General features: G+C 63.2%; 20 protein-coding genes. 9 read left to right on the top strand and 11 right to left on the bottom strand.

Features of this window, described 5'->3' with window-relative positions:
- The first annotated feature begins 145 nt into the window (after positions 1-145).
- Positions 146-769 (top strand): XrtA/PEP-CTERM system exopolysaccharide export protein, encoded by a 624-nt coding sequence (locus ACQ4WZ_RS08930; RefSeq protein WP_436573150.1) that lies wholly within the window; start codon positions 146-148, stop codon positions 767-769.
- Between the two features lie 199 nt (positions 770-968).
- The gene (locus ACQ4WZ_RS08935; RefSeq protein ID WP_436573151.1) at positions 969-1715 is read left to right on the top strand and encodes an N-acyl amino acid synthase FeeM domain-containing protein; all 747 of its coding nucleotides are present in this window, start codon (positions 969-971) and stop codon (positions 1713-1715) included.
- Between the two features lie 87 nt (positions 1716-1802).
- Here ACQ4WZ_RS08935 and ACQ4WZ_RS08940 read toward each other — a convergent pair whose 3' ends face one another.
- From ACQ4WZ_RS08940 to prsT, 3 genes are read right to left on the bottom strand one after another with little or no spacing between them, the layout of a single operon-like run.
- Positions 1803-2498 (bottom strand): S1 family peptidase, encoded by a 696-nt coding sequence (locus ACQ4WZ_RS08940; RefSeq protein WP_436573152.1) that lies wholly within the window; start codon positions 2496-2498, stop codon positions 1803-1805.
- Entirely contained in the window at positions 2495-4975 is a 2481-nt protein-coding gene (locus ACQ4WZ_RS08945) for a hypothetical protein (protein WP_436573153.1), read from the bottom strand. The genes ACQ4WZ_RS08940 and ACQ4WZ_RS08945 overlap by 4 nt, the downstream gene beginning before the upstream one ends.
- Before the next feature lie 3 nt (positions 4976-4978).
- Positions 4979-7762, bottom strand: coding sequence for an XrtA/PEP-CTERM system TPR-repeat protein PrsT (prsT, locus tag ACQ4WZ_RS08950; RefSeq protein WP_436573154.1), 2784 nt, complete (start codon positions 7760-7762; stop codon positions 4979-4981).
- 219 nt (positions 7763-7981) lie between these two features.
- Here prsT and ACQ4WZ_RS08955 point away from each other — a divergent pair, with 219 nt between their 5' ends.
- Positions 7982-9286 carry a nucleotide sugar dehydrogenase gene (locus ACQ4WZ_RS08955; RefSeq protein ID WP_101481302.1) on the top strand — a complete coding sequence of 435 codons (1305 nt, stop codon included), beginning with the start codon at positions 7982-7984 and terminating at the stop codon, positions 9284-9286.
- Between the two features lie 32 nt (positions 9287-9318).
- Entirely contained in the window at positions 9319-10461 is a 1143-nt protein-coding gene (locus tag ACQ4WZ_RS08960) for an SDR family oxidoreductase (protein ID WP_436573155.1), read from the top strand.
- 23 nt (positions 10462-10484) lie between these two features.
- On the opposite strand, the gene ACQ4WZ_RS08965 is transcribed toward ACQ4WZ_RS08960, so the two are convergent.
- Positions 10485-10643, bottom strand: coding sequence for a hypothetical protein (locus tag ACQ4WZ_RS08965; RefSeq protein WP_436573156.1), 159 nt, complete (start codon positions 10641-10643; stop codon positions 10485-10487).
- A 236-nt stretch (positions 10644-10879) separates the two neighbouring features.
- Here ACQ4WZ_RS08965 and ACQ4WZ_RS08970 point away from each other — a divergent pair, with 236 nt between their 5' ends.
- Positions 10880-11215: a hypothetical protein gene (locus tag ACQ4WZ_RS08970; RefSeq protein ID WP_436573157.1), complete on the top strand. Its 336-nt coding sequence runs from the start codon at positions 10880-10882 to the stop codon at positions 11213-11215.
- A gap of 100 nt (positions 11216-11315) precedes the next feature.
- Here the strand turns inward: ACQ4WZ_RS08970 and ACQ4WZ_RS08975 are convergent, their stop codons facing one another.
- The 4 genes from ACQ4WZ_RS08975 to ACQ4WZ_RS08990 all read right to left on the bottom strand — a co-directional run bounded on the left by ACQ4WZ_RS08975 (position 11316) and on the right by ACQ4WZ_RS08990 (position 17057).
- A complete protein-coding gene (locus tag ACQ4WZ_RS08975) occupies positions 11316-12752 on the bottom strand; it encodes a catalase (protein WP_101481299.1) in 1437 nt (478 codons plus the stop codon).
- 299 nt (positions 12753-13051) lie between these two features.
- Complete coding sequence (locus ACQ4WZ_RS08980; RefSeq protein ID WP_436573158.1) at positions 13052-13744, bottom strand: tetratricopeptide repeat protein; 693 nt, start codon at positions 13742-13744, stop codon at positions 13052-13054.
- Between the two features lie 56 nt (positions 13745-13800).
- The gene (locus ACQ4WZ_RS08985) at positions 13801-15897 is read right to left on the bottom strand and encodes a bifunctional 2',3'-cyclic-nucleotide 2'-phosphodiesterase/3'-nucleotidase (protein ID WP_436573159.1); all 2097 of its coding nucleotides are present in this window, start codon (positions 15895-15897) and stop codon (positions 13801-13803) included.
- Between the two features lie 185 nt (positions 15898-16082).
- Complete coding sequence (locus ACQ4WZ_RS08990) at positions 16083-17057, bottom strand: hypothetical protein (RefSeq protein WP_436573160.1); 975 nt, start codon at positions 17055-17057, stop codon at positions 16083-16085.
- Between the two features lie 270 nt (positions 17058-17327).
- On the opposite strand from ACQ4WZ_RS08990, the gene zigA reads away from it, so the two are divergent.
- The 4 genes from zigA to ACQ4WZ_RS09010 all read left to right on the top strand — a co-directional run bounded on the left by zigA (position 17328) and on the right by ACQ4WZ_RS09010 (position 20820).
- Entirely contained in the window at positions 17328-18554 is a 1227-nt protein-coding gene (zigA, locus tag ACQ4WZ_RS08995) for a zinc metallochaperone GTPase ZigA (protein WP_436573161.1), read from the top strand.
- Between the two features lie 19 nt (positions 18555-18573).
- The gene (locus ACQ4WZ_RS09000; RefSeq protein WP_436573162.1) at positions 18574-19581 is read left to right on the top strand and encodes a CobW family GTP-binding protein; all 1008 of its coding nucleotides are present in this window, start codon (positions 18574-18576) and stop codon (positions 19579-19581) included.
- A complete protein-coding gene (locus ACQ4WZ_RS09005) occupies positions 19578-20366 on the top strand; it encodes a HoxN/HupN/NixA family nickel/cobalt transporter (RefSeq protein ID WP_436573163.1) in 789 nt (262 codons plus the stop codon). The genes ACQ4WZ_RS09000 and ACQ4WZ_RS09005 overlap by 4 nt, the downstream gene beginning before the upstream one ends.
- A gap of 103 nt (positions 20367-20469) precedes the next feature.
- Entirely contained in the window at positions 20470-20820 is a 351-nt protein-coding gene (locus tag ACQ4WZ_RS09010) for a GNAT family N-acetyltransferase (RefSeq protein WP_436573164.1), read from the top strand.
- 110 nt (positions 20821-20930) lie between these two features.
- Here ACQ4WZ_RS09010 and ACQ4WZ_RS09015 read toward each other — a convergent pair whose 3' ends face one another.
- The 3 genes from ACQ4WZ_RS09015 to ACQ4WZ_RS09025 form a co-directional block, all read right to left on the bottom strand.
- The gene (locus ACQ4WZ_RS09015; RefSeq protein ID WP_034787417.1) at positions 20931-21356 is read right to left on the bottom strand and encodes a Fur family transcriptional regulator; all 426 of its coding nucleotides are present in this window, start codon (positions 21354-21356) and stop codon (positions 20931-20933) included.
- Between the two features lie 104 nt (positions 21357-21460).
- Positions 21461-22819, bottom strand: coding sequence for an alpha/beta hydrolase (locus tag ACQ4WZ_RS09020; RefSeq protein ID WP_436573165.1), 1359 nt, complete (start codon positions 22817-22819; stop codon positions 21461-21463).
- A 108-nt stretch (positions 22820-22927) separates the two neighbouring features.
- Entirely contained in the window at positions 22928-23806 is an 879-nt protein-coding gene (locus tag ACQ4WZ_RS09025) for a proteasome-type protease (RefSeq protein ID WP_133991455.1), read from the bottom strand.
- Between the last annotated feature and the right edge of the window lie 59 nt (positions 23807-23865).

Below are 23865 nucleotides of genomic sequence, written 5' to 3' on the forward strand. Positions count from 1 at the left end.
TATCGGGCAAGATTTCCCAAGATGATTGCTTCTTGATACGCCTCAAGGTTCACTTGCCGGGTTTTAATAATCATAGGAAATTCGCGGCCCAGGCTGGTTCTGCGGGAACTGCCATGGACGCGCCATCGACTCGAAGAGGCCCCGCATGAATCCGTTTCGCCGTGCATTTGTCTGCCACACGCTGGTCCTGGCCTGTAGCGCGAGCTTGCTGGGGGGCTGCCGCACACGCTATCCGCTGGCGCCCGCCGACGACAGCGCCCCCATGCACGATTACCTGATCGGCCCGGGCGACTCCGTCAACATCGTTGTGTGGCGCAATCCGGAAGTGTCGCTAACGGTGGCCGTGCGGCCGGACGGCAAGATCACGACGCCGCTGGTCGAGGATTTGGCCGCCAGCGGCAAGACATCGACCCAGCTGGCGCGCGACATCGAGCAAGCCTTGGGCAAGTTCATCCAGCAACCGGTGGTGACGGTCATTGTCACCAATTTCTCCGGCCCGTACGGCGAGCAGATCCGGGTCATCGGCGAGGCGGCCAAGCCGCAGGCGCTGCCGTACCGCCTGGGCATGTCGCTGATGGATGTGCTCATCGCCGTGGGCGGCATCACGGACTTTGCCGCTGGCAACAAGGCCAGCATCATCCGCACAACCGATGGCAGGCAGCAGCAGCTGGGTGTGCGCCTGGATGACCTGCTCAAGAGTGGCGATATTTCCGCCAACGTCATGATGCGGCCGGGTGACGTGCTATTGATACCGGAGAGCTTCTTCTAGTAACGAACTCAGCAATATTAAAACAGCAGTGACATTTGTCTTTTTGTACTCTTCAGCAAATTTCAGCGTGCAATGTTGCCATCCAAAGGCGCCATCTTCTGTTTATTTGCCTGGAATTGGGAACTTTTCTCGACTTTTTCTTGTCTCAAGGCATTGGCTTCAATCCGTAGCGATTGCGGCCGATGAACGTGAGGACAAGATGAGCGTGAAAGATGAACCCATTATTTCCTTCGACACGCCAGGCACCTTCAGTGACCTGGTGGTGGGCGAGGGACAGATCGACCCGGCCATGGAGCACGAGCTCGACCTGCAGCGCTTTCATATCCGCATGGCCAATTCGCGTGGCCGGCGCGAAGCGGCCAGTTTGCTGATCCGCAAGATGTACGGCTGGCGCGGCTATGCCGTCGATCCCGGCATCGCGCATGCCCTGAACAAAATCACCCTGTTTGCGGAAACGGCAGGCTCCACCGTCGGTACCATGACCTTGTGCCTGGACAATGAAGAGACGGGCTTGCCCGCCGATGAAAACTTCCGCGACAAGCTCGACGTGCTGCGCGAGGAGGGGCGGCGCCTGTGCGAACCATCGCGCCTGGCCATCGACAAGGGCGTGAGCAAGCGCGTGTTTGCGGCGCTGATTCATATTTCGTATATCTATGCCCACAATATTCACGGTTTTACGGATTACGTGATCGAAGTCAATCCACGGCATGTGGTGTTTTACAAGCGCATGCTCGGTTTCAAGGATTTTGGCGGCCAGCGAGAGTGCACGCGCGTGGGGGCGCCGGCCGTGCTGCTGCGTCTGGACCTCGACTACATGGGGGCCAGGATCCGCGAGTACGGCGGCATGATGGAGCAGCATGGCGGTGAACGATCGTTTTACCCCTATTTTTTCCCGACATGGGATGAACCTGGCATCACCGACCGGCTGAGGCAGGGACGCAACTGACGCATTTATCTTTCAGCAGGATCGTTTGCATGTGGCTGCCCGGAATCGCGTAGGTGATACCGCTGGGCGTGCTGATGGCCGCTTCTTTCAAACCTTTGACATACACCATGTTGACGATGCCGTAGACGAGACCGGTCTCGGGGTCGCACAGGGGCTGCCGCTGCTGCCCGGATACGCCGTCGCGTCCAGCTGGAACACGATGTACGGTGCTTTTTTCAGTTGCGCCAGGCGCCGTGGGTCAAGGCGCTGCGCATTGTCGCTGGGCGTGACCACCGGCGTCAGCGACGACACGGTGGCGCGGTGCGTGACGTGATGTAAGCCCAGCAAGGTAGCCAGAGGAAATCCCGTAAAGGCCATGGCCTGGCCTTCGCGCACCGTGGCCGCGTCGCCCAGCGCCAAGGCAGGCAGCGGCGCGCCCGCCAGGCGCAGCAGGGCCAGGTCGTGTTCCGTGTCCAGCACCTGGACTTTGGCGGGGCGAAATTGCGTCGCCTCGCCCTGGCCCGTGAGTATGCCGATGACTTCGTCCGGATTGGCGTCTAGCAGCTTCTGGATCACATGGGCGCAAGTGAGCACGCTCAAGCCGTCGCCCGCCACGAAGCCCGTGCCAATGAAATGCATGGGCGGCGTGCGCGTCTTTTGCCAGCTGCCCACGCCGACGATGGAGGGTTTCACGCGCGCAATGACTTGCGCCAGCGCATCGTCGGCGCTGCAGGGTGCGCTGGCCAGGGCCAAGGCAAGGCAGGACATCAGGGCGGAGGAGAGCGTCTGCGGCAGGGCTTTCATGGTGGCGTACTTTCAGCAGGAGGAGATGGCGGCGGCTGCAGCAGCGCGCATAGCAGCATCAGATAGCACAACAGGGCAATGCGTGGCACGTCAAGCAGGCTGTCGAACAGGCCGACGACGAGAAAACCCAGCAGGGCGGCGGCGCAGGCCAGCGCGCCCTGGTCGCCTCCCGCCGCCTGGCGCAGCAGGCGCAGGCCGGCCAGGGCCAGCAGGCCCAGCATGGACAGTGCGCCGCACCAGCCCGTTTCCACCAGCAGATGCAGCGCCAGGCTCTTGATATGCCACGGCAAGTGGTGGTGGTCGCTACTGAAAAACCAGTAATTGTTGGCCTGCGTAAAACGTCCGTTGGCGATCAATTCCTCGCCGCCCGGTGCGTGCAGGCTCAGATTATCGAGCTCGATCACGGATGAGGCGGCCGTCCCGCTGGCCGCCAGTTCCAGTTGCACGGGCGGGCGCAGCAGCCAGGCGCCCGCACCCAGCCATGCGCTGTCGAACGCTACTTCATAGTGCTGCCACGTGCCGGCCGGCTCGCCTGGCTGCGGGAGGCGCAGGTGCAGGGGGATAGGCACGCAATTTTGTGCGTACAGCAATTGTCTTTGGCACAGGCGCACCAGCAGCACGGGCATGGTGCCGCTTCTACGCGCGTCGAGCGCAAGGGTGTAGCGCCTGGCCGGCTGCACCGGCAGGCGTTGCAGCAGCCGCAGCAGTTCGCCGTAGCCGGCGCTGTAGCCGGGACTGGCCAGGCGCACATAGGTGTTGCCGGCATTGCCAGGCTGGCCCACTTCTTCGGCATAGGCGATGCTGGCCGGCACCTCGCGCTGGGGATTGTGCCAGTAGTACGTGGCGGGAAAGCTGCCCATGCCCATGCCGAACAGCTGATCGCCCCAGTCGGATGGCTGCATGGCCCGCACTTGCCGCCAATGGCGCAAGCGGCCTTGCATGTCGAAGGCGGTAGTGGCGAAACGTTCTGCGGCGTAATAGCTGGCCGAGACGGGTATGGCCAGCAGCAACACGATAGCGGCCGCGCCCGCCATGCTCAGGCTTGCGCGGTCCAGTCGCCACAACGGAGGGCGCAAGCGTCCATTGCACAGCATCAGCATGGCCAGCAGCACGACCAGCCCGGCTGGCATCAGGGCGGGAGCACCGGCCCAGTGCCAGCCTATCCAGACGAGATTGCACGCCAGCATGGTCCACGCCATCATTGCCAGGCCCAGCCTGGCTGGGCTTTTGCTGGCAGCGCCGCCCGGCCACAGCGCGCCCGCCAGCAGCATGGTGGACATCAGGAACAGGAAATACGGGCCTTTCAGCCAGCCGGCGGCCTGCTGGCCGGCAGGTTCCGGCCACCAGCCGGCCAGCAGCCCCTGCAGGCACAGCGCGCACAACACGGTGGCTGGCGCCAAGCGCCACGGCAAGGACCGCGCCGCCAGCACGAAGCTGGCTGCGAGCATGACCACGGCGGCGAGCAAGCCCCGGTAGCCGGCCAGGCTGAACATGGTCACGAGCAGTACTGTGCCCAAGCCGGCCAGCAGCAGCCTCAGCAACCTGCCCCGCGCTGGCAGCGGGCCGGCCGGGCGCCGCGCCGCGCCGGGGGGCGTCCGCAAGACGTGCCACAAGGCCAGCAGTACAGCCGCCGCCACGGCCGCGTACAGGCCCCGTGAAAAAGTGGCGCATGCCGCGTGCAGGGCCAGTGCCAGCAGCAGCATGGCCAGCGCCGCTGGCCAGCGACTGCGCGCGCGCGCCAGCCACAGTCCCGCAAATGGCAGGCTCAGGGCCAGATAGCCGTCCAGCGCGGCGCCGCCCGTGTGCATGGCGGAAAACGGCGCCGTGATGCGGTAGTCGCTGGACAGGTTCATCACACCGGGAAACACGGCCCGTTCCCACAGCGCGAACAGCGATACCATGGCCAGCCCGGCCAACATGCCCGGCAGCGCGTAGCGGCGCAGGGCGGCTGCGTTACCGTCGCGCAGCAGCAGCGGCAGCAGCAGCATGCTCCAGGCCCAGGCCTTGCCCAGTCGCAAGCTGTTGTAGGGGCTTAAGTAATTATCCCAGGCATACACGGCTGGGGGTGGCAGCGGCAGAACGCCGCGCAACAGCGCCGCCAGCCAGGCCAGGCTGCACAGCAGCAGACAGGCGCGGGCGGCGGGCGAAAGCTGCGCCGCTGCAGGCCGGGCCGGCCCGCCCAGGCGCCAATAGCCGCAGGCCACCGTCAGCAACAGCAGCACATCGATTTCTTCGAAGAAGAACCAGCCCGTCCACGGCGCCAGGTCCAGCACGGGCAGCAAGGCCGGCAGGCAGAACAGCCAGCAGGCGGGACGCCAGCACAGCAGCAGGAAATAGGCGGGCAGCAGGGTGGCAAAGAGCAGGGCGGGCCAGCCGTGGTCCAGCGGATAATGGCGCAGGGCCAGCATGCAGGCCGCGCCCGCCAGCAAGGCCAGCAGCCGCGCTGCCAGGCCGGGCAGGGCTGCGTGCGCCAGCATGGCCTAGAGCTGGGTCAGCAAGGCTTGCGCCTCGGCCCGCTGCGGGAAATCCTTGCTGGCGGCAAGCAGCTGTTCCAGTTGCTTGCGCGCCCCCGGCTTGTCGCCCGATTTCGCCAGCGCCGCCCCCAGGTGGTACTGGATGTCGAGCAACTCCGGCGCCAGGCCGGCCGCCTTGCGCAGCAGGGTGGTCGCGCGCTTGATGTCGCCCTGTTCCAGCACGATCCAGCCCAGGGTGTCGAGTACGATGGGGTTGTCCGGCACCATCTTGAGCGCCTGCTCGGCCGTCGCCTGCGCGCGCGGATCTCTTTGCTGCTGATACGCCCACGCCAGGTCGTTCAGCGCCGCCACATTGGCCGTGTCCTTGGCAACGATGTGCTGGAGCTGTTCGATGGCCGCGCCGTATTGCTTTGCGGCCAGCTTGGCGCCGGCCAGATAGGTGCGCACACCCAGGTCATCGGGCTTGTCCTTCAGCCAGGCCGCCATGCGTGCATCCGCCTCGCGCACCTGGCCCGCGGCCAGCAAGGCACGGTGCAGCTGCACTTGCATGGGGCCGATCTTGCTGAGCTGGAGGGCGTGTTGGTACAGCTTGACGGCTTCCTGCGGCCGTTTCTGCTCCATCAGCACATCGCCTTCGAGCTTGTAGCCGGCCGCGAGCTTCGGCTGCTGCTCCTGCACGTGGCGCGCCACGGCCAGCGCGTCGTGCTGGCGGTTCAGGCCCAGCAGCAGCGTCACTTCGACCACGCGCGCTTCGAGCAGCGTGGAATCGAGCACCTGCGCCCGCTTGACGGCTTGCAGCGCATTGTGGCGGTCGCCCAGCGCCAGGTGCAGGCTGGCGATGCGCATCTGCAGCGGTGCCGACGTCGTCTGTATGCTGGCCAGCTTGCTGTAGCTGTCGAGCGCAGCCTGCGTCTGGCCGGCGCCGTATTCGACCTGCGCCCGCAGGGCCAGCGCATCGGCGTCGCCCGGGTGGCCAGCCTGCAGGGTGCGCGCCAGTTCCAGCGCCTTCTCTGGCGAGCCCCTCTGCAGGTAAAAGTTACTCAGCAGCAGAGCCGGCGCGACGGCGTCTGGATTGTCGCGGTGAGCCCGTTCCAGCCAGCGCCGCGCCTCGTCCGTCTTGCCCTGCGAGGCGGCCAGCTTGGCCAACGCCGCGCACAGGTCGGCATTTTTTGGCGCTTTTGCCAGCGCCTGCTCGAAGCGCTGTTTCGCCTGTTCCGGCTTTTTTCCGGCCAGGTCGATCTGCGCCAGGTTGTTCAGGGCGGGAAGATGGACAGGGTCCATCGCCAGGGCCTGGTCGAAGCTGGCGCGCGCGGCGGGCAAGTCGCGCAAGGCCAGGTAGACGCCGCCTTTCAGGTTCAGCAACAGCGGATTCGTGCCTTTCTGCTGCTGTTCCAGCATCTTGACGGTGGCCAGGGCCTTGTCGTTCTGCTTGTTGCGTAGCAAGGTCAGCACCAGCATGGTGCCCACCTGCGGCGTGCTCTTGTCGAGCATGCTGGCGCGTTCCAGCTCGTCGATGGCACGGCTGTTCTCTCCCATGCCCAGGCTGCTGATGCCCAGCGCCGCATGCAGCCTGGCCGTGTCCGGCGCCAGGGTATTGGCCCTTTCGAAGTATGCCGAGGCCTGGTCGTAGCGGCGCGCGCGCAAATGCGCCTCGCCCACCAGCGACAGCAGTTCCACGTCGTCGGGAAAGGCGGACAGCACGGGCAGCAGCATGTCGAGGGCGGCGTCCGTCTTGCCGCGCATCAGTTCGATCGACGCCATCATCTTAAGCGCGTACACATGTCTGGGATAGGCAGCCAGGAAGCGCTGCAGATAGTTTTCCGCCAGTTGCAGCGAGCCCAGTTTCAGTTGCACGGCGCCGGCCAGCAGGACGGACGGCATGTGCTCGGGTGCCGCCTTGAGCACCAGTTGCAAGGATTGCAGGGCCGCTTTGTTCTTGCCCTGGCGGAAATCGAGTAGCGCCTGCGCCTGCAGCAAGGCCAGGCTGTTGGGCGCCGTCTTGCGCGCCGTGGCTAGCTGGGCCGCCGCTTCCAGGTAGCGGTTTTCCAGGAGGTCGAGGTTGGCCAGGTCGATATGCGCCTGGGTATTGTCCGGCTTGAGCTTGAGGATCTGCATGTAGGCGCGGCGCGCCGCGCCATTCTTGGCCTGCAGGCGCAGCAGGTCACCCTGCAGGCGCAAGGCGTCGAGGTTGGCGGGCGCGCCTTTCAAGGCTTGCGCCAGTAGCAGCTCGGCCGCCGCGACCTGCTGCTCCAGTGCCGCCAGTCGCGCCAGGCCCAGCAGGGCCTCGACCTGGCCAGGATGGGTTTCGAGCAGGCGCGCAAACACGGCGCGCGCCTCGTCCTGACGGCCCAGGGCCAGCAAGGCATCGCCGCGCAGGGCCAGCACGCTGGCGGGCTGCGCCGCATCGTCGGCGATCTCGGCCAGTACCTTGTCAAACTGGCCCAGCATGAGCCATGCCTTGCCCAGCAATGGCATCACTTGCTGCGCCGCCAGGCCCAGCGACTTTGCCCTGCGCAATTCTTTCTCGGCCGACAGCGCTTCGCCCGTGTCGAGATAGATGCTGCCCAGCAGCAAGCGGGCCGCTGCATTGTCCGGTTCCTTTTGCAGCAGGTTCTTCAACTGGATGATGGCGGCGCGCGCCTCGCCCTTCTGGCGGTACTGCTGCGCGTCAGCCAGCAGGGATGCGCTGCTCTGCGTGCCGTGGCACCCCGTCAGCACGGGCAGCAGCAGGGTGCAGCACAGCGCAGCGGCCGGCAAGGCGGAAAAAGGACGGGGCAGGGAGCGGGCCATGGAAGTCTCCGGTAGCGGCGTGCATGAAGGATGGGCATGGCCTAGCTTAAAAAGATGGCCGCAGCTCTCCTTGATTGCGCTCAACAAGCGGCCGATTGGCCGCGCGCCTGCCTGCCCATGCTCCGTGTTCCTTGTTCCCGCTCAAGAATTGCCGGGCCGGCGACCGTAGAATTTCCCGGACGGCGTTGCTCAGGCCGCAACCATTGGGAGCACATGCATATGGATAGCAAGGAAGGTGGCAAGGCGGACGTGGTGGCGGTGGTAGGGCTCGGTTATGTCGGCTTGCAGCTGGCCGTGGCCTTTGGCATGCGCCAGCGCACCATCGGCTTTGACTTGTCGGCACGCAAGGTAGAAAGTTACCGCAACCATGTCGATCCCACGGGCGAGGTGAGTACGGAACAGTTGCGCGCGGCGCAGTGGCTGAGCGTGGGCTGCGATCCGGCCGAGCTGCAACTGGCCGATTTTCTTGTCGTGGCCGTGCCCACGCCCGTCGACAGCGCACACAATCCCGATTTCTCCGCTCTGGCCGGCGCCAGCGCGGCCGTCGGCCGCCACATGCGGCGCGGCGCCATCGTCATTTACGAGTCTACCGTGTATCCGGGCGCCACCGAGGAAATCTGCATCCCCATACTGGAGCGGCATTCTGGCCTGCGCTGGAAGGAAGATTTTCATGTGGGCTTTTCGCCGGAGCGCATCAACCCTGGCGACAAGGCGCATACCCTGCACAGCATCCGCAAGGTGGTCTCGGGGGACGACGACGCCACGCTGGACAAGGTGGCCGCCCTGTACGAAGGCGTGGTCGCGGCGGGCGTGCACCGGGCGTCGAGCATCCGCGTGGCGGAAGCGGCCAAGGTCATCGAAAACACGCAGCGCGACCTGAACATCGCGCTGATGAACGAGCTGGCCATCATCTTCGACCGCATCGGCATCGACACCCTGGAAGTACTGCAGGCGGCGGGCACGAAATGGAATTTTCTGCCATTCCGCCCGGGGCTGGTGGGCGGCCACTGCATCGGCGTCGACCCCTATTATTTGACGCACAAGGCTGAAATGCTGGGCTACCACCCGCATGTGATACTGGCCGGGCGCCGCATCAACGACGGCATGGCCAAGTTCGTGGCGGAAAAAACCATCAAGGAAATGGTGCGCGCCGGTTTTAAACTCAAGGGCGCGCACGTGAATGTGCTGGGCCTGACCTTCAAGGAAAATTGCCCGGACTTGCGCAACTCCAAAGTGGTCGACATGATTCACGAACTGCAATCGTATGGCGTGCAGGTGCATGTGCACGACCCCGTCGCCGATGGCCACGAAGCGCTGGAAGAATACGGTTTGGCGCTGGAAAGCTGGGAGCAGCTGCCGCGTGCCGAGGCAATTATCAGCGCCGTCTCGCACCAGGCCTTGCTGGCCCGCCCGCTGGCCGATTTCCAGGCCAAGGTGCTGGAAAACGGCTGCTTCATCGACATCAAATCGCATTTCGACCCCCGTCCGCTGGAGGATGGGGGCTTGCATGTGTGGCGGCTGTGATGGCGGCCGATGCCTTCGATCAAGGCGCAAACATGGCGCAAGGCGATCCCGCCGGCGGCCCGGCGACAGGTGCGTATGCGCTGGCCTGCGCGCAGCTGGCCAGGGAGCCGCGCCGCTGGCTGGTGACGGGCGTGGCCGGCTTCATCGGCTCGCACCTGCTGGAAACCTTGCTGCAACTGGGGCAGGAAGTGCGAGGCCTGGACAATTTCCTGACGGGCCACCGCCACAATCTGGAACTGGTGCGCGCCAGCGTGGGCGAAGCGGCATGGCGGCGCTTCACCTTCATCGAGGCCGATATCCGCGACCCGCAGGCGTGCGCGCGCGCGTGTGGCGCGCCGACGCTGGCCGCCAGCGTTGGCGACGCTGAAGCGGAGACTGCCGGCTGCGGCCGTGCCGGGACTGGCGGTCCTGTCGACTACGTGCTGCACCAGGCGGCGCTCGGTTCCGTCTCGCGCTCGCTGGAAGACCCGCTGCTGTGCCATGCCGTCAATGTCAGCGGTTTCCTGAACATGCTGGCCGCCGCGCGCGACGCGGGCGTGCAGCGCTTCGTGTACGCCGCCTCCAGCGCCACCTATGGCGACCACCCGGCCTTGCCGAAGGTGGAGCAGCACATCGGCGCGCCCCTGTCGCCGTATGCCTTGAGCAAGTATGTCAACGAGTTGTATGCGCAGGTGTACGCGCGCTGCTACGCCATGCAGACGGTGGGGCTGCGCTACTTCAATGTCTTCGGCCCCAGGCAAGACCCGCTGGGCGCCTACGCGGCCGTCATTCCCCGCTGGATCGCCGCCATGCTGGACGAGCAGGCCGTGTACATCCATGGCGACGGCGCCACCAGCCGCGACTTCTGCTTTGTGCACAATGCCGTGCAAGCCAATATCCTGGCCGCCACGCAAGCCGATCCGGCCGCCGTGAACCAGGTCTACAACGTGGCCGTCAACGCCAGCACCAGCCTGACGCTGCTGCACGCCACCATGCAGCAGATGTTGCTGGCCGCCCGCCCGCAGCACGTGCCGCTGGCGCCGCAATATGGCGCATTCCGCGCCGGCGACGTGCGCCATTCGCAGGCGGACATCGCCAAGGCGGCCCGCCTGCTCGGCTATGTGCCCACGCACGACCTGACGCAGGGCTTGCGGCAGACCATTGCCTGGTATGTGGCGCAGGCGGACCTGGCCTGAGGTGCGCATCAGTTGGCGGGAGGTCAGCATGGGTAGCGTGCCATCAAGTCAGGCGTGGCGAGCAGTTCGGACCTGTGCGCCTTCACGGCTGCGCGCACTTTCTGGAAGCGGCCGTGCTCGCGCAGGCGGCTGAGGATGGCGAACACGGCCGCCGCATGGACAGCGTGCGCAAGGAGCTGCACGTCGCAGACTGCGGGCACCCCGCCGGGCAGCAGCGGCAAGGGACGAACAGAGAGTTGTACACTTGATCATTGTCACAGAAAACGGCGTGGCGGCGTGATGCTACCTTGCACTGCACGGCCTTTTGCACGATGATGAGTTGGTCAGGTGTGGCTGCCATGCATGGCCTGACGGGCAAGAGGCGCTGCCGTGCCTCCTTGTTCCATGCGTGCCATGGGCAGCATCGGGAGGATGTGTCATGTCAAACAGTAAATTCGTACAAGCGCCATACGCCGTTTTCGAGGATGGGGCCATGCCATATGTGCCGGACGAGGCCAGTGGCCACGCGGTGGCGGGCTTCGCTGATGCGGCCCCGCCACCTGGCCGGCTGGAAGCGGCAAAGCGGCGCCACGAGCGGGCCCTGATGGCGATCGATGGGGTCGAAGGCGTCAGCCTGGGACAGACCGCCATCGGCGGCGAAGCCCTCGTCGTGTATTTGCATGATGCGTCCGTCAGGCGGCGCGTGCCGTCGCAAGTCGATGGCTATCCGGTGGAAACGAGCATCACGGGCCAGGTCGATATCGAGCGCAGTTAGGCAAGCGGCCCTGGCGACCAAGTCGCACGGTGTTGCGGGCCAGGCCTGTTGCCAGGCATGGCGCCGCCGTCTTTCCTGACTGTCTGCTTTCAGCCTGCCCTTATTTGCTCAGGCGGCCGATCGCTTCGGCCACGCCCGCCCCATAAGCGGGGTCGCACAGGGTGCAGTTGCCGATGTGGCGTTGCTTGACTTGCTCCGAGGCGCCCGAGATGGCGCGCGCCGTGTTGTCGAACAACACTTGCTGCTGTGCCGGGGTCATCAGGCGGAACAGGGCCCGCGGTTGCGAATAGTAATCTTCGTCGACCCGGTGGTTCCAGTGGTCGGCCGCGCCTTCGATACTCAGCGGAGGTTCGCGGAAATCCGGCTGCTCGGCCCATTCCTGTTCGCTGTTCGGCTCATAGGCCAGGGTTCCTCCCTGGTTGCCGTCGACGCGCATCTGGCCGTCGCGGTGGTAGCTGTGGAACGGGCACTTTGGCGCGTTGACGGGGATAAGGCTGTGGTTGACGCCGAGGCGGTAGCGCTGTGCGTCGCCATACGAAAACAAGCGGCCTTGCAGCATCTTGTCTGGCGAAAAACTGATGCCGGGCACCACGTTGGCCGGGTTGAAGGCAGCTTGTTCCACTTCCGCGAAATGGTTGTCGGCATTGCGGTTCAGTTCCAGCACGCCCACCTCGATCAGCGGATAGTCGCCGTGCGGCCACACCTTCGACAGGTCGAAGGGGTTGATGTGATATGTGCCTGCCTCTTTTTCCGGCATGATCTGCACGTACAGGGTCCAGCGGGGAAAATCCTTGTTCTCGATGCTTTCGTACAGGTCGCGGTGCGAGCTTTCGCGGTCCTTGCCCACTAGCGCCTCTGCTTCGGCGTCCGTCAGGTTTTGTATCCCTTGCTGGGTTTTAAACGTGAACTTGACCCAGAAACGCTCGTTTTGCGCATTCAGGAAGCTGAAGGTATGACTGCCGAAGCCATGCATGTGGCGGAAGCTGCGCGGCAAGCCCCGGTCGCTCATCACCACCGTCACCTGGTGCAGCGCTTCGGGCAGCGAGGTCCAGAAATCCCAGTTGCTGTTGGCGCTGCGCAAGCCCGTGCGCGGGTCGCGCTTAATGGCGTGATTTAGATCCGGGAATTTCAGCGGGTCGCGCATGAAAAACACGGGGGTGTTGTTGCCGACCAAATCCCAGTTGCCTTCTTCCGTATAGAACTTCAGGGCAAAGCCGCGGATGTCGCGTTCCGCGTCCGCCGCACCCCGCTCGCCAGCCACCGTGGAAAAGCGTGCGAACATGGGCGTTTGCTTGCCCACGGCGCCAAAAATCTTCGCCCGGGTGTAGCGCGTGATGTCGTGCGTGACGGTAAACGTGCCGTGCGCGCCGGAACCCTTTGCATGCATGCGGCGCTCGGGGATGACTTCGCGGTCGAAGTGGGCCAGCTTCTCCAGGAACCACACATCTTGCAAGAGGGCAGGGCCACGCGGGCCGGCCGTCTGGATGTTCTGGTTGTCGACTACAGGCGCGCCAAAGGCGGTGGTCAGCTTTTTCATTGGACTCTTTCTTATAGGGAGGTCAACGGACGAGCCAGGGCCTACCCAAACACTGGCTGGGCTGAGCGTATGCGACATGCTCACCGAGGCTGGTCCAGAGTAACAAATTTCTAAAAAGCAAATACAGTGTGCTATTTCGGGGCCGGCAACAGCCCCGCCGCCTCCACGGAAGCAGCTTGTTCATCATAGCCCCTCGGCAATGTCCAGTCCAACACGATTGACCTGGCCCAAAGCGCAGCGTGATTTTCTGGCGCTAGCGATATGTGGCATCCAGCAATACGGCTTGACATTGAACTGGCTTAAAACTTGTTCCAGTTATTGTGCCGGTGTTCCGTCGCTTCCTTCATCAGATGCCCCGCGCGCAGAGCGTCGTCCGCCTGCACCGTCATGGCCAGTTCCTGGATGGCGGGCGGGTATTCGTGGTGGGCCGCTTCTTCCAGCAGGGCATGGCCTTTGACCAGGTCGCGCTGCACGCCGCGGCCTTCGCGGTAGGCGTTGTACAGCAGGAACATGGCGTGCGGGTTGCCCAGCTCACTCGATTTTTCCAGCCAGCGCGCCGCTTCGCTTTGATCTTTTGGCACGCCTTCGCCGTTCGCTGCCAGCAAGCCCAGCATCAATGCCGCCTTCGCATGGCCTTGCTGGGCCGCTTGCCGGTACCATAACCAGGCCTGGCCGGGCGCTGCCGCGCGCAGCATTTGCCCCAGTTCGAATGCCGCTTCCGTATCGCCGGCGCGGGCCGCCTGTTCGAACAGACTCAGCGCCTCGGCGCGGCGTTCCGGACGGGGCTGGTAAATCAGCGCCAGTTCGCGCTCGGCGACGGGGATGTCCTTGCTGGCCCAGCTGCGCACACGGCGCTCGGCCTGGTGGTCGCCCGCCTGGCGCGCATGCATGGCCACGGCTTCGATTTCAGCCGGCGTGGGCGGCGGCGATGCCTGGCAGGCGGCCAGGACGGCAGCCAGCACGACGGCGGGGAGGGAGAGTGCATGTTTCATCTGGATCACCTTTCATCAAAACAGGCCGGAACCACCGCAGTCCCGGCCCATGGACCTTATTTGCTCAGGTCGATGCGGTACTTGGCGAAACCGCTGGCGTCGAGTCCGCCTTCAGCCGCCACGTTGGCGATACCGTTGCCTTGCGCCAAGGCCAGATGGCCCGGTGCCGAACGCAGGATCACGGGGCCGGCCGTGGCTGTCTTGACGAAGCTCCAGCTGCGTGCGCTGCCATTGGCCGCCAGGGTCACCTTGCCGCCCTTGGTGCTGAGCGACGCCAGGTAGTTGCTGACCACGGCCTGGTTCGCATCGGGCGACTTGATGATGGTCTTGCTGCCATCGATGCCCGGCACGGCGCCGCCGCCACCGGCGCGGTAGTCGTTGGTGGCGACGATGAAGTCATCGCCATCGGCCACGGGTGCGCCCTTGTACGTGAGATTGACGATGCGGCTACCGACCTTTTTCGTCACGTCGATCTGGTATGTGAGAGCATTGTTTTCCGCGTAGAACACGTCATAGTTGTAAATCGTGCCATACGACGGCACCAGGTCTTGCTCGGCCGTGGCGCTCGGGTCGATCTGATTGAATTGCTTGGCCGACGTTTCCAGCCACGCCTTCAAGTCCGAACCCTTGATTTTGACGGCTTGCAGGTTGTTGTTGCTATATAAATACAAGTCGCCCGGATTGCGCACCTGCAAGCCGATTGGTGCGGCTGGCGTCGCGCCTGCAGCCACGTCCGTGAAGTCCGATGGCCCGTTGCGGCCCGCCTTGAAAGGCGCGCTGCACGAGATGACGGGGATGTTCTTGTAGCTGGCCAAGGTGGCATCCGTGCTGGTGGCGATGAAGTTCTTCACGTAATCGAGCTGGGCCTGGTTCACCAGCTGGATGGCGCTGACGTCGCCCACCAGCGCAAAATAGGCGGACATTTCGAAATCCGTGCTGATGCCCAGCGGCTGCTTGGCATAGGCGATGGTGGCCGCGTGCTCGGTGGTGACCAGGGGCGCGATGGCCGGGTCGGCTTTCACGAGGGTCGTGCCATCCGTGTACTTGAAGCCGCGCGATTCCACCGTCGTCTTGGCCGGCTGTACTACCCATCGCCCGCCCTGATACACCATGGTCAGCTTGATGATACCCAGACGGCGGCCCCAGCTTTGTGCCATGACGGTGGGCACGCCATTGACGAAACCGTTGACGGCGTCGATCTTGGCGCTGGCGGGGAAGGCGGCAAACGACGCGTCCAGCGCGGCCGCGCCCGTTTCTTTACCCTTCGGGAAGATCAGGTGCGAATGGCCGATCATCAGTGCGTCGATGCCCGTGCTGGTCAGGTGATAGCTGCCGTTTTCCATCTTCGGGCTGTAGGCGCTGGTGTCCAGGCCGCCATGCGACAGGGCCACGACGAGGTCGGCGCCCTTGCTGCGCAGTTCCGGCACGTATTGCTTGGCCGCTTCCTGCACGCCAGTCACGCTGACCTTGCCAGCGAGTACTTTTTGATCCCATTCGAGGATTTGCGGCGGCACAAAGCTCAGCACGCCCACATTGATCTTCACGGTCAGCTTGCTGCCATCGGGTGCCGTGGCGGTGAAATCGCGGGGCAGCAGGGTGTAGGGCTGGAAGATGGGCTTGCCGCTGGCTACGCCGACGACATTGCTCAGCACGGAAGGGAAGGCGGGCGCGCCGCAGGTGCCCGTCGGCTTGGCCACGCCGGGAATGCCGAAATCCGTGTTGGTGATCTGGCTCAGGTAGGGCAAGCCATAATTGAATTCATGGTTGCCCATGCCGCCCGCATCGTATTTCAGCGCGTTCATGGCCTTGTGCACGGCCAGAGTGCCGGAGCAGGGCACGGGCGCGGCCACGGCTTGCAGGTCGGCCAGCAGGGTGCCCTGGATGACGTCGCCATCGTCAAGCAACACATTGTTCGGGTTTTCCGCGCGCGCCGCCTGGATCAGGGTCGACGTGCGCTCCAGGCCCAGGCTGGTGTCTTCGGCCAGCGCGTAATAGTTGTAGCTCAGGACGTTCGAGTGGATATCCGTGGTTTCCAGTAATGCCACGGTGACCGTCGTCCCTTCTTGAATGACCTGCGCCGTCGTCGAGCTGCCGTTGCAGCCAGTTAAACCTGCACTTGCCAGCGCCGCCAGCATGACCCAATTTGTTTTCATTACCGCCCTCGGAAAGATTCAAAGGACGCGACTGTAACGCCGCCATATGACGCGCCGATGACAGCCGTGCAAGGCGCATGGATACACGCTGCCGCGCGATGGCGCGATTGCGTATCAATGCGCCGGCAGTTTTTTCAGCACTTCATTGCTAAAGTAAGGCTCGTCTTCTACCCAGAAAATATAGTTCAGACCCAGGTAATTGCGGGCAAAATCGAGCAAATCTTCCACGGAATTTTTTTTCCGGTACGGGGATTGATTTGGCGCAGGTTGCCGTCCTGTACGGCCATGCCCTTGACCAGGTTCGCAGGGTAGTCCTTGATAAAGCGGTAACTCTGGCCCATATGGCTTTTTCGATACGGCATCAGGTCAGGACCGCCCACGCCCATATGCAGCGTTTGCGCTTGCGCAAACAGGCTGCGCATATAGCCCTTGTCGGTCCACGGCAGCCATTCACCCGGCAGAAAGTTTAAGTACACCATGGTGGTGGTGTGGGGAAAAGCAGTGGCCAGTACCTGCATGTTTTCCTTGATGGCATCCACATATTCTTGCGGCTTGAAATCATCGGGGAAAGTAGTATTTCCCTTGCTGTCCTCAACGCCAATGTCGATCGAGCTTTCGCTGAAATTAATGCCCTCGATTTTCCCGTCGAATTCCTTGCCCAGCGCCCGTATCAAGCGTTGATAGCGCTCGCGTACCGGTGCTTCCCACATTTTTGGCGACCAGCCGTACTCATCATCCGTCACCGGCTTGCGCGGGTCGCGTTCCGGCGCCGAAAGCATGCTTTGCTTGATGATGCCGCCATGGTAGCGAGGATCACTGAGCAAATAGGCCGGCACGTTATAGCGTGGCGTGAATGATTTTTCCTGCAGTTGTATCCACAGTTTTTTCCCGATTGAATCGAGATAGGCGATGTCGTGGCGGATCGCCGCAAAATCATAACGGTCCTGTTCCGGCTCCAGGCTGCGCCACGTGTACACGATTTGCGCGCCGCTGAAACGGGGATCGTTTAGTGCTTTATCCGAGGTGATGTTTTCCCCGTTCAGTTCGCGGTGATTAAAGTAAATATAGTGTTTGATCGGGTGTTTTATTTCTGCGGCAATCGCACTGCCCATCATCAAAATAACTAATGCAAGAAACATTGTATAGCTGCGCAAGATCATCGATTCCTTGGAAACTGTGAGAATTTGACTGTTCAGTCGCCATGCGCTTGCTTCGATAGCATGGCCGACACAATTTCACTATAGCACCTTGAGGAGCGTGGTCCTTGACTGCACGACATGTCGTGAAATGCGAGTGTGTAGCAAGGTTTCTTTCGTCATGGTGGGTAACGATTGCCATGCAAATGCAAGTAAGTTGCATTATAATTTAAAAATGCAACTAAGCTGCATTTACGTCCACCATCACGAACTCACCAATCCGAAGGATTACCCATGACCCAGCGCAAACTCCCCGTCACCGTCCTGTCCGGCTTTCTCGGCGCCGGCAAGACCACCTTGCTCAACCACATACTGCGCAACCGCGAAGGCAAGCGCGTGGCCGTCATCGTCAACGACATGAGCGAAGTCAATATCGATGCCTCGCTGGTCAAGGACAGTGCCGAGGCGGCCGGCGCGGCCCTGTCGCGCACGGAAGAAAAACTGGTGGAAATGTCCAATGGCTGCATCTGCTGCACCTTGCGCGACGATTTGTTGCTGGAAGTGCGGCGCCTGGCTGCCGAAGACCGTTTCGATTACCTGCTGATCGAATCGACGGGCGTAGGGGAGCCCATGCCCGTGGCCGCCACCTTCGACTTCGAGGATGAGCACGGCGACAGCCTGAACGACGTGGCGCGCATCGACTGCATGGTCACCGTGGTCGACTGCGCCAACCTGCTGGCGGATTTTCACAGCGAAGACAGCCTGGAGCAGCGCGGCGAGATCGCGGGCGAGGGCGACGACCGCCAATTGGCCAATTTGCTGACGGAACAGATCGAGTTTGCCAATGTCATCGTCCTCAACAAGGTTGACATGGTCGATGCGGATGCGCGCCGGCGCGTGCTGGCCATCCTCAAGGCATTGAATCCGGCAGCGCGCATCATTGAAACCAACCAGTCCGTCGTGCCGCTGGACGCCATTTTGGGCACAAACCTGTTCGACCTGGAGCAGGCGGCCGCCATGCCGGGCTGGGCGCAAGAGCTGGCCGGCATCCATACGCCGGAAACGGACACGTATGGAATCCACAGCTTCGTCTACCGGGCGAAAGAGCCTTTCCACGCGCAGCGCCTGCATGACTATATTTCCCGGCCGATACCGGGCGTGGTACGCAGCAAGGGCTATTTCTGGCTGGCCAGCCGGCCCGAATGGGTGGCCAGCCTGTCCGGCGCAGGCAAGCTGATGAATATCGAACCCGTGGGCCTGTGGTGGGCCTCCGTGCCGAAAGATCGCTGGCCCACGGATGCGGCCTCGCTGGCGGAAGTCAAAGCGGGCTGGAGCGAAACGTATGGCGACCGCTACCAGGAACTCGTCTTCATCGGCCAGGACATGGACCAGGCCGCCATCGAGGCGGACTTAAAGAAATGTCAACTCAACTACACGGAAACGCGCCAGGGCATGGCCGCCTGGCGCAAGTTTCCCGACCCGTTTCCCCAATGGCAACGCATGGAAGAACTGGAAGATTAACCATCGATAGGAACGCACCATGACAGAACTGATCCCCGTCACCATCATCACGGGTTTTCTCGGCAGCGGGAAAACCACCTTGCTCAAGCGCATATTGCAGGGCGATCACGGCGTGCGCATCGCCGTGATCGAAAATGAATTTGCCGCCGAAAGCGTCGACCATGGCTTGCTGGTGCAAGATAGCGACGAGCAGATCGTGGAAATGAACAATGGCTGCATCTGCTGCAGCGTACGTGGCGACCTGATCCGCATCCTGGGCGAATTGCAGGCCAAACGGGCCGCCGCGATGATCGCCTTTGACCACGTGATCATCGAAACGACGGGCTTGGCCGCGCCCGGCCCCGTGGCGCAAACCTTCTTTGCCGAGCCGTCCGTCAGCGAGTTTTTCATGCTCGACGCCATCCTGACGGTGGTCGACGCCCGCCATGCGCAACAGCAATTGACGGCGCACAAGGAAGCGCAGGAGCAGGTTGGCTTTGCCGACCGCATCCTGCTGTCGAAGACGGACCTGGTCAGCAAGGACGAGCTGGCCGCGCTGCGCCAGCGCCTGGTCGCCATCAATGGCCGCGCCAGCATACAGAAAGTGCGCTTTGGCAATGTACCGCTGCGCGATATCCTGAACATTCGCGGATTCAATTTGAACGCCATCGTCGAGCTGGAGCCGGATTTCCTGGGGGAACTGGGCCACCGCCATGGCGACGGCGTGCAATCGTTCGTGTACCACCAGTCCCAGCCCCTCGATTTGCTGCAGGTGGAAAACTTCCTTGACGCCGTGGTGCAGCTGTTCGGCACCCAGCTGATGCGTTACAAAGGCATTTTGTCTGTTGCCGACTTGCCATGCCGCGCCGTCTTCCAGGGTGTGCACATGCTGATGGGCTCGGAACTGGGTGCGCCATGGCGCGACGATGAAACGCGTGCCAGCAAGATGATTTTCATCGGTCGCGACCTGCCGCAGGAGATGCTGACGCGGGGCCTGGACCGCTGCGTGGCAGGGGCGGCCAGCGCCCCCAGCCTGGCGGCCGCATGAGCGTGGACGCGGGCTTGCCCGCCCTGGCGCTGATTTTCCTGCTCGGCATGCGGCATGGTTTGGAGCCGGACCATCTGGCCGCCGTCGATGGCCTGACCCTGCGCAGCCAGTCCGCCCATCCGCGCTGGGCGCCGTGGATGGGCGCGCTGTTTGCGCTGGGGCATGGCGTCAGCGTGCTGGCCATCGTGGCTGTCGCCGCGCTGGCCTCAAGGCATTTCTCACCATCGGAAGCCGTGTTCGGCTGGCTGGAGTGGCTGCCCATCGCCTTGCTGCTGCTCATCGCAGCCCTGAACGCGCGCAGCTTGCTGGCGGGCGCGCAACTGGCCGAGGTGCGCGCCCGGCTGCTACCCCGCTGGGTGCGGGACACGTCCGGGCCGCTTGCCGCCATCATCGTCGGCATGCTGTTCGCGCTGGTGTTCGACACGGCCGTGCAGGCGGCCGCCTGGGGCTATGCGGCCGTGGCGCTGGGCGGCATGGGGCCGGCCTTGCTCACAGGTACGGTGTTTGCCGTGGGCATGGCCGTGACGGATACCTTCGATGGCTGGGTCACGGCGAAAGTCATGCGCACCGGCAAGATTGATATCGTGCGGGCCTTCCGGCGCCGCCTGGGCTGGCCCATCGTCGCCATCTGTGTGGCCATGGCCGCCTGCATGGCCGCCGGCAAGCTGAACGACGCCTGGTCGCTGCCGGAAAGCTGGATGGCGGCACTGGGCGGGGCCATGGTATTGCTGATGGCGGCCCTGTACGGCTGGACCTTGCTAGTCTTGCGCCGCGTGCCTGCGTAAGGGCAGGGCGTGGGCAGGATGGAAAAAAGCCGAATTCCACCAGGCACGCACCGGCTATCGTCATCCGCCTGCTGACGCCAGCAGACCCCGCCGCCTCTGCGCATTGCACCTGCGCGCCATCCTTGATTCGCCCAGCGCGTTTTCATCGTCGCGCGAGGACGAACTGGCGCGCGCACAAGAAGAACACCCGCAGCGCATCGCCGGCGGCGCGCAGCAAAGCGGCTTTGGCGCCTTCGATGGCGAACGCCTCGTGGGCTTTGCCGGTTTGCGGCGCGCACCGCTGCGCCAGCTGTGGCACAAGGCCTTGCTATGGGGCGTCTGCGTCGATGTGGCGCAGCGGGGTAAGGGGGTGGCGTCGCGTCCCGTCAACGCCTGCATGGAACAGGCCGGGACGGACCCTGCAGTCATGCATGAGCGTGAATGCGGAAAAAAATGCCACACGGCAATTATATGAATCGCCGTGATTTATCCCGTATGGCACGGAGCCGCGCTCTATGAGCGTGGGCAACTTGCTTTACGACGAGCATCACCTGGCCTGGCTGCTCAAGTGATGTCAGAAGTGCCTTACTTGCAGCGGGGGCACAGGCCCTTGATCAAATAATCGACTTCGCCGCCACTGAAACCTTCCGGCAACAGCACGGGCGGTGGCAGCTTGACTTCATTGAAGCAGGTGACGTTGGCGCATTTGGTGCACTGGAAGTGCGCGTGTTCGTGCGCCTGGTGGCCAGCGCCCGCGCTGAAGCGCCACACTTGGTCGGCACCCGCGATGCGGTGCACCAGTTCATTTTCCGTCAACCATTCCAATACCCGGTACAGGGTGACGGAATCGATATCGCTGTCCTGCGACAGTGCCTGCTGGATTTCATGGTGGGTCAGCGAACGGCTTTGCGCCATTAAAAAGTCGAGCACCTTTACGCGCGTCTTGGTGACGCGGGCGTTGGTGTTGCGGATCAGTGATTCGGCTTGCGGTGTAGAAGATGATGTCAACATGATATGGCCTGCTTGCGGGGGATCGGCTGACGGCGTCATCGCCGTGCCCGTTGCCACCCTCTTGGCCGTATCTTAGCATGCGTGCCCACTAGCATGAAGCCGCGTCATGGTTTGAACGTCCAGTAGCGGCCGGCTACTGTATCGACGGGGTCGAGAAAGCGCTGGTTGGCACGAGCATGGTTGCGTATCAAATAGAATATGTCGGACAGGGCAGAGCGCTTTTCCGCAAAGTAGGTGTGCTTCATGAAGCTCGTGTCGACTCCCGTGGCGTCGATGGTTTCCACGCCCGCCACGATCAGCATGGCGGCGCCGCTGGCGCCCGCGCGCGGGTAGCCGTGCACGGCTTGCGAGGCGGCCAGGGCCAGGTCTTGCGACGAGGCATATAAAGTGACAGGGTTGCGCGCGCCGGCCAGTTTCGGCGCGATATCATGCTTGAAGATGGCGGCGTCGATGTCGGGCGCGGACAGGATGATTTCCGTGATCTTTTGCGCCAGCTGCGGCTGCGCGGCCAGCAAGTCGGCCACGGCGCGCGCCAGGCCCCGGCTGCCCATGCTATGTCCCACCAGATAGACTTGCGCCGCTTCCGTACTGGCGAGAAAGTCGGCCAGGAAATTGGTGATATGGGGCGTGCTCCACTCGATATTGTTTTCGTCGATGGTGTAGCCGGCCAGGTCGCCGCGCGACGGCCAGCTGTAGAAAACGGGCGCGCCATCGAAACCCAGGTCGTAGGCCATTTGCCCAGTGCGCCGCGCCGCATCCTCGAAACTCACGTTGTAGCCGTGCACGAAGACAAAGGCGCTCTTGCCGGCCGAGGCGCGGATCTGCGTTTTCAAGGCCGCAAAGAACAGCTCGCGGTCTTGCACCACGGCGTCCAGCAGCACGACATGCTTGGCCGGGTCGTCGCGAAATTCCAGGCGCCACAACGACGGCGATTCCAGCTGGCCCATGCGGTGGTCGCGGGGGATGCTGATGTCGCAGCTGCCATAGCTGAGCAGGCCATCGCCGCCGCCGTTGCCGCTGCTCATTCCTTTACTGCGTTCGCCGCTGAAGCGCTGTGCGGGCGGCTTGCCCACGTCGCGCTGGCGGTCCGTGGCGAAATACACTTTCATCACCGCATAATTGGACACGACGGCGCTTTTATCGGCAGGCGCGGGCACCGCTTGCACTTCAGGTATTTGGGGGAAAGGCCGCTGCAACGCATCGAGCAAGCCTTGCGCGGCGAACAGGGCTTCCATGTCATCAGGTACTTTCGCGCGGGACAGGGCGGCCGACAGGGCCAGTTGCAGCCGGGTATGGTCCGGCGCCGCCTCCACGGCGGCGATGGCGGCCAGGATGGAGGCCGCGCTGTCGAACTTGGCGATGGCCCGCTTGAGCCTTTGAAAATGGCTGGTAACGGCTTCGGACGCGTGGTCAGGCGCGCCCTGTCCGATGGCCGCCACGACGGCGGAAGTAATCAAGTCCATGCGCCACCTGCCTTTCAGGTCAATCTGGATTGAATGTCAAGCCATATTGCCATAAAAGCACGGTAGGGACGATTTGTCCAGCACCGCGCGTGGGCGGTGCGCGGCAGATCAATGCTGTTTGTCGTCGCCGAACTGCTGCGCCAGCGATTGCAAGGGCGCCACCGTCAGGCCGCCGCGACTCACGTGCTCGGGAATGGCCACGCGCACGGGCTTGCTGTGCATGTTGGCCGACGACAATACGTTCGTCGTGGTTTCCGGCGCCGCATTCCACACGGGATCGACGATGCCTTCGAAAACATGTTTCAATTGCTCACCCCAGGTGTCGCGGATCATGCGGAAATACTGGTTCTTTTCATCGATGGTGACGAAGCGCGTGACGGCCAGGCTGCCCGTCTCGTAGACGAGCAGATCGAGCGGCAAGCCAACGGAAATGTTCGAACGCAGGGTCGAATCCATGGAGATCAGCGCGCACTTGGCCGCTTCGTCCAGGCGCGTGGCCGGGTTGATCACCCGGTCGATGATGGGCTTGCCGTATTTCGCTTCGCCGATCTGGAAATACGTGTTTTCATCGTGCGATTCGATGAAATTGCCGGCCGAATACACCTGGAACAGCCGGCAGCGTTCGGCGCCTATCTGGCCCCCTAAAATGAAGCTGACATTGAAATCGATGCCGCACTCGGCCAGGGCCTTCGCTTCGCGCTGGTGCACGGTGCGCACGGCTTCGCCCACGATGCGCGCCGCATCGTACATGCTGGCCACGTTCCAGATACTGCATCCATCTGCATCCACGTGTTCGGAGACGATCTGGCGGATCGCCTGCGAGATCGACAGGTTGCCGGCCGTCATCAGGACCAGCATGCGGTCGCCCGGGTTTTCGAACACGCTCATCTTGCGGAAGGTGCCCACCTGGTCCACGCCGGCGTTGGTGCGGGAGTCGGACAGGAAGACCAGGCCTTCGTTGAGGCGCATGCCTATGCAATAAGTCATCGTCGTAAATCAAGTCAAAAGGGTGGACATTCTACACCAGCCGGGCCTTGCCACCTGCT

Origin of the sequence: Janthinobacterium darwini (assembly GCF_051380905.1) — a bacterium.
Taxonomy (GTDB): domain Bacteria; phylum Pseudomonadota; class Gammaproteobacteria; order Burkholderiales; family Burkholderiaceae_D; genus Janthinobacterium.

What these genes read in the sequence shown, in the direction of transcription:
- ACQ4WZ_RS08930 (WP_436573150.1), top strand. Translation starts at nt 146, where the DNA reads ATGAATCCGTTTCGCCGTGCATTTGTCTGCCACACGCTGGTCCTGGCC.
- ACQ4WZ_RS08935 (WP_436573151.1), top strand. Translation starts at nt 969, where the DNA reads ATGAGCGTGAAAGATGAACCCATTATTTCCTTCGACACGCCAGGCACC.
- ACQ4WZ_RS08940 (WP_436573152.1), bottom strand. Translation starts at nt 2,498, where the DNA reads ATGAAAGCCCTGCCGCAGACGCTCTCCTCCGCCCTGATGTCCTGCCTT.
- ACQ4WZ_RS08945 (WP_436573153.1), bottom strand. Translation starts at nt 4,975, where the DNA reads ATGCTGGCGCACGCAGCCCTGCCCGGCCTGGCAGCGCGGCTGCTGGCC.
- prsT (WP_436573154.1), bottom strand. Translation starts at nt 7,762, where the DNA reads ATGGCCCGCTCCCTGCCCCGTCCTTTTTCCGCCTTGCCGGCCGCTGCG.
- ACQ4WZ_RS08955 (WP_101481302.1), top strand. Translation starts at nt 7,982, where the DNA reads ATGGATAGCAAGGAAGGTGGCAAGGCGGACGTGGTGGCGGTGGTAGGG.
- ACQ4WZ_RS08960 (WP_436573155.1), top strand. Translation starts at nt 9,319, where the DNA reads ATGGCGCAAGGCGATCCCGCCGGCGGCCCGGCGACAGGTGCGTATGCG.
- ACQ4WZ_RS08970 (WP_436573157.1), top strand. Translation starts at nt 10,880, where the DNA reads ATGTCAAACAGTAAATTCGTACAAGCGCCATACGCCGTTTTCGAGGAT.
- ACQ4WZ_RS08975 (WP_101481299.1), bottom strand. Translation starts at nt 12,752, where the DNA reads ATGAAAAAGCTGACCACCGCCTTTGGCGCGCCTGTAGTCGACAACCAG.
- ACQ4WZ_RS08980 (WP_436573158.1), bottom strand. Translation starts at nt 13,744, where the DNA reads ATGAAACATGCACTCTCCCTCCCCGCCGTCGTGCTGGCTGCCGTCCTG.
- ACQ4WZ_RS08985 (WP_436573159.1), bottom strand. Translation starts at nt 15,897, where the DNA reads ATGAAAACAAATTGGGTCATGCTGGCGGCGCTGGCAAGTGCAGGTTTA.
- ACQ4WZ_RS08990 (WP_436573160.1), bottom strand. Translation starts at nt 17,057, where the DNA reads ATGATCTTGCGCAGCTATACAATGTTTCTTGCATTAGTTATTTTGATG.
- zigA (WP_436573161.1), top strand. Translation starts at nt 17,328, where the DNA reads ATGACCCAGCGCAAACTCCCCGTCACCGTCCTGTCCGGCTTTCTCGGC.
- ACQ4WZ_RS09000 (WP_436573162.1), top strand. Translation starts at nt 18,574, where the DNA reads ATGACAGAACTGATCCCCGTCACCATCATCACGGGTTTTCTCGGCAGC.
- ACQ4WZ_RS09005 (WP_436573163.1), top strand. Translation starts at nt 19,578, where the DNA reads ATGAGCGTGGACGCGGGCTTGCCCGCCCTGGCGCTGATTTTCCTGCTC.
- ACQ4WZ_RS09015 (WP_034787417.1), bottom strand. Translation starts at nt 21,356, where the DNA reads ATGTTGACATCATCTTCTACACCGCAAGCCGAATCACTGATCCGCAAC.
- ACQ4WZ_RS09020 (WP_436573165.1), bottom strand. Translation starts at nt 22,819, where the DNA reads ATGGACTTGATTACTTCCGCCGTCGTGGCGGCCATCGGACAGGGCGCG.
- ACQ4WZ_RS09025 (WP_133991455.1), bottom strand. Translation starts at nt 23,806, where the DNA reads ATGACTTATTGCATAGGCATGCGCCTCAACGAAGGCCTGGTCTTCCTG.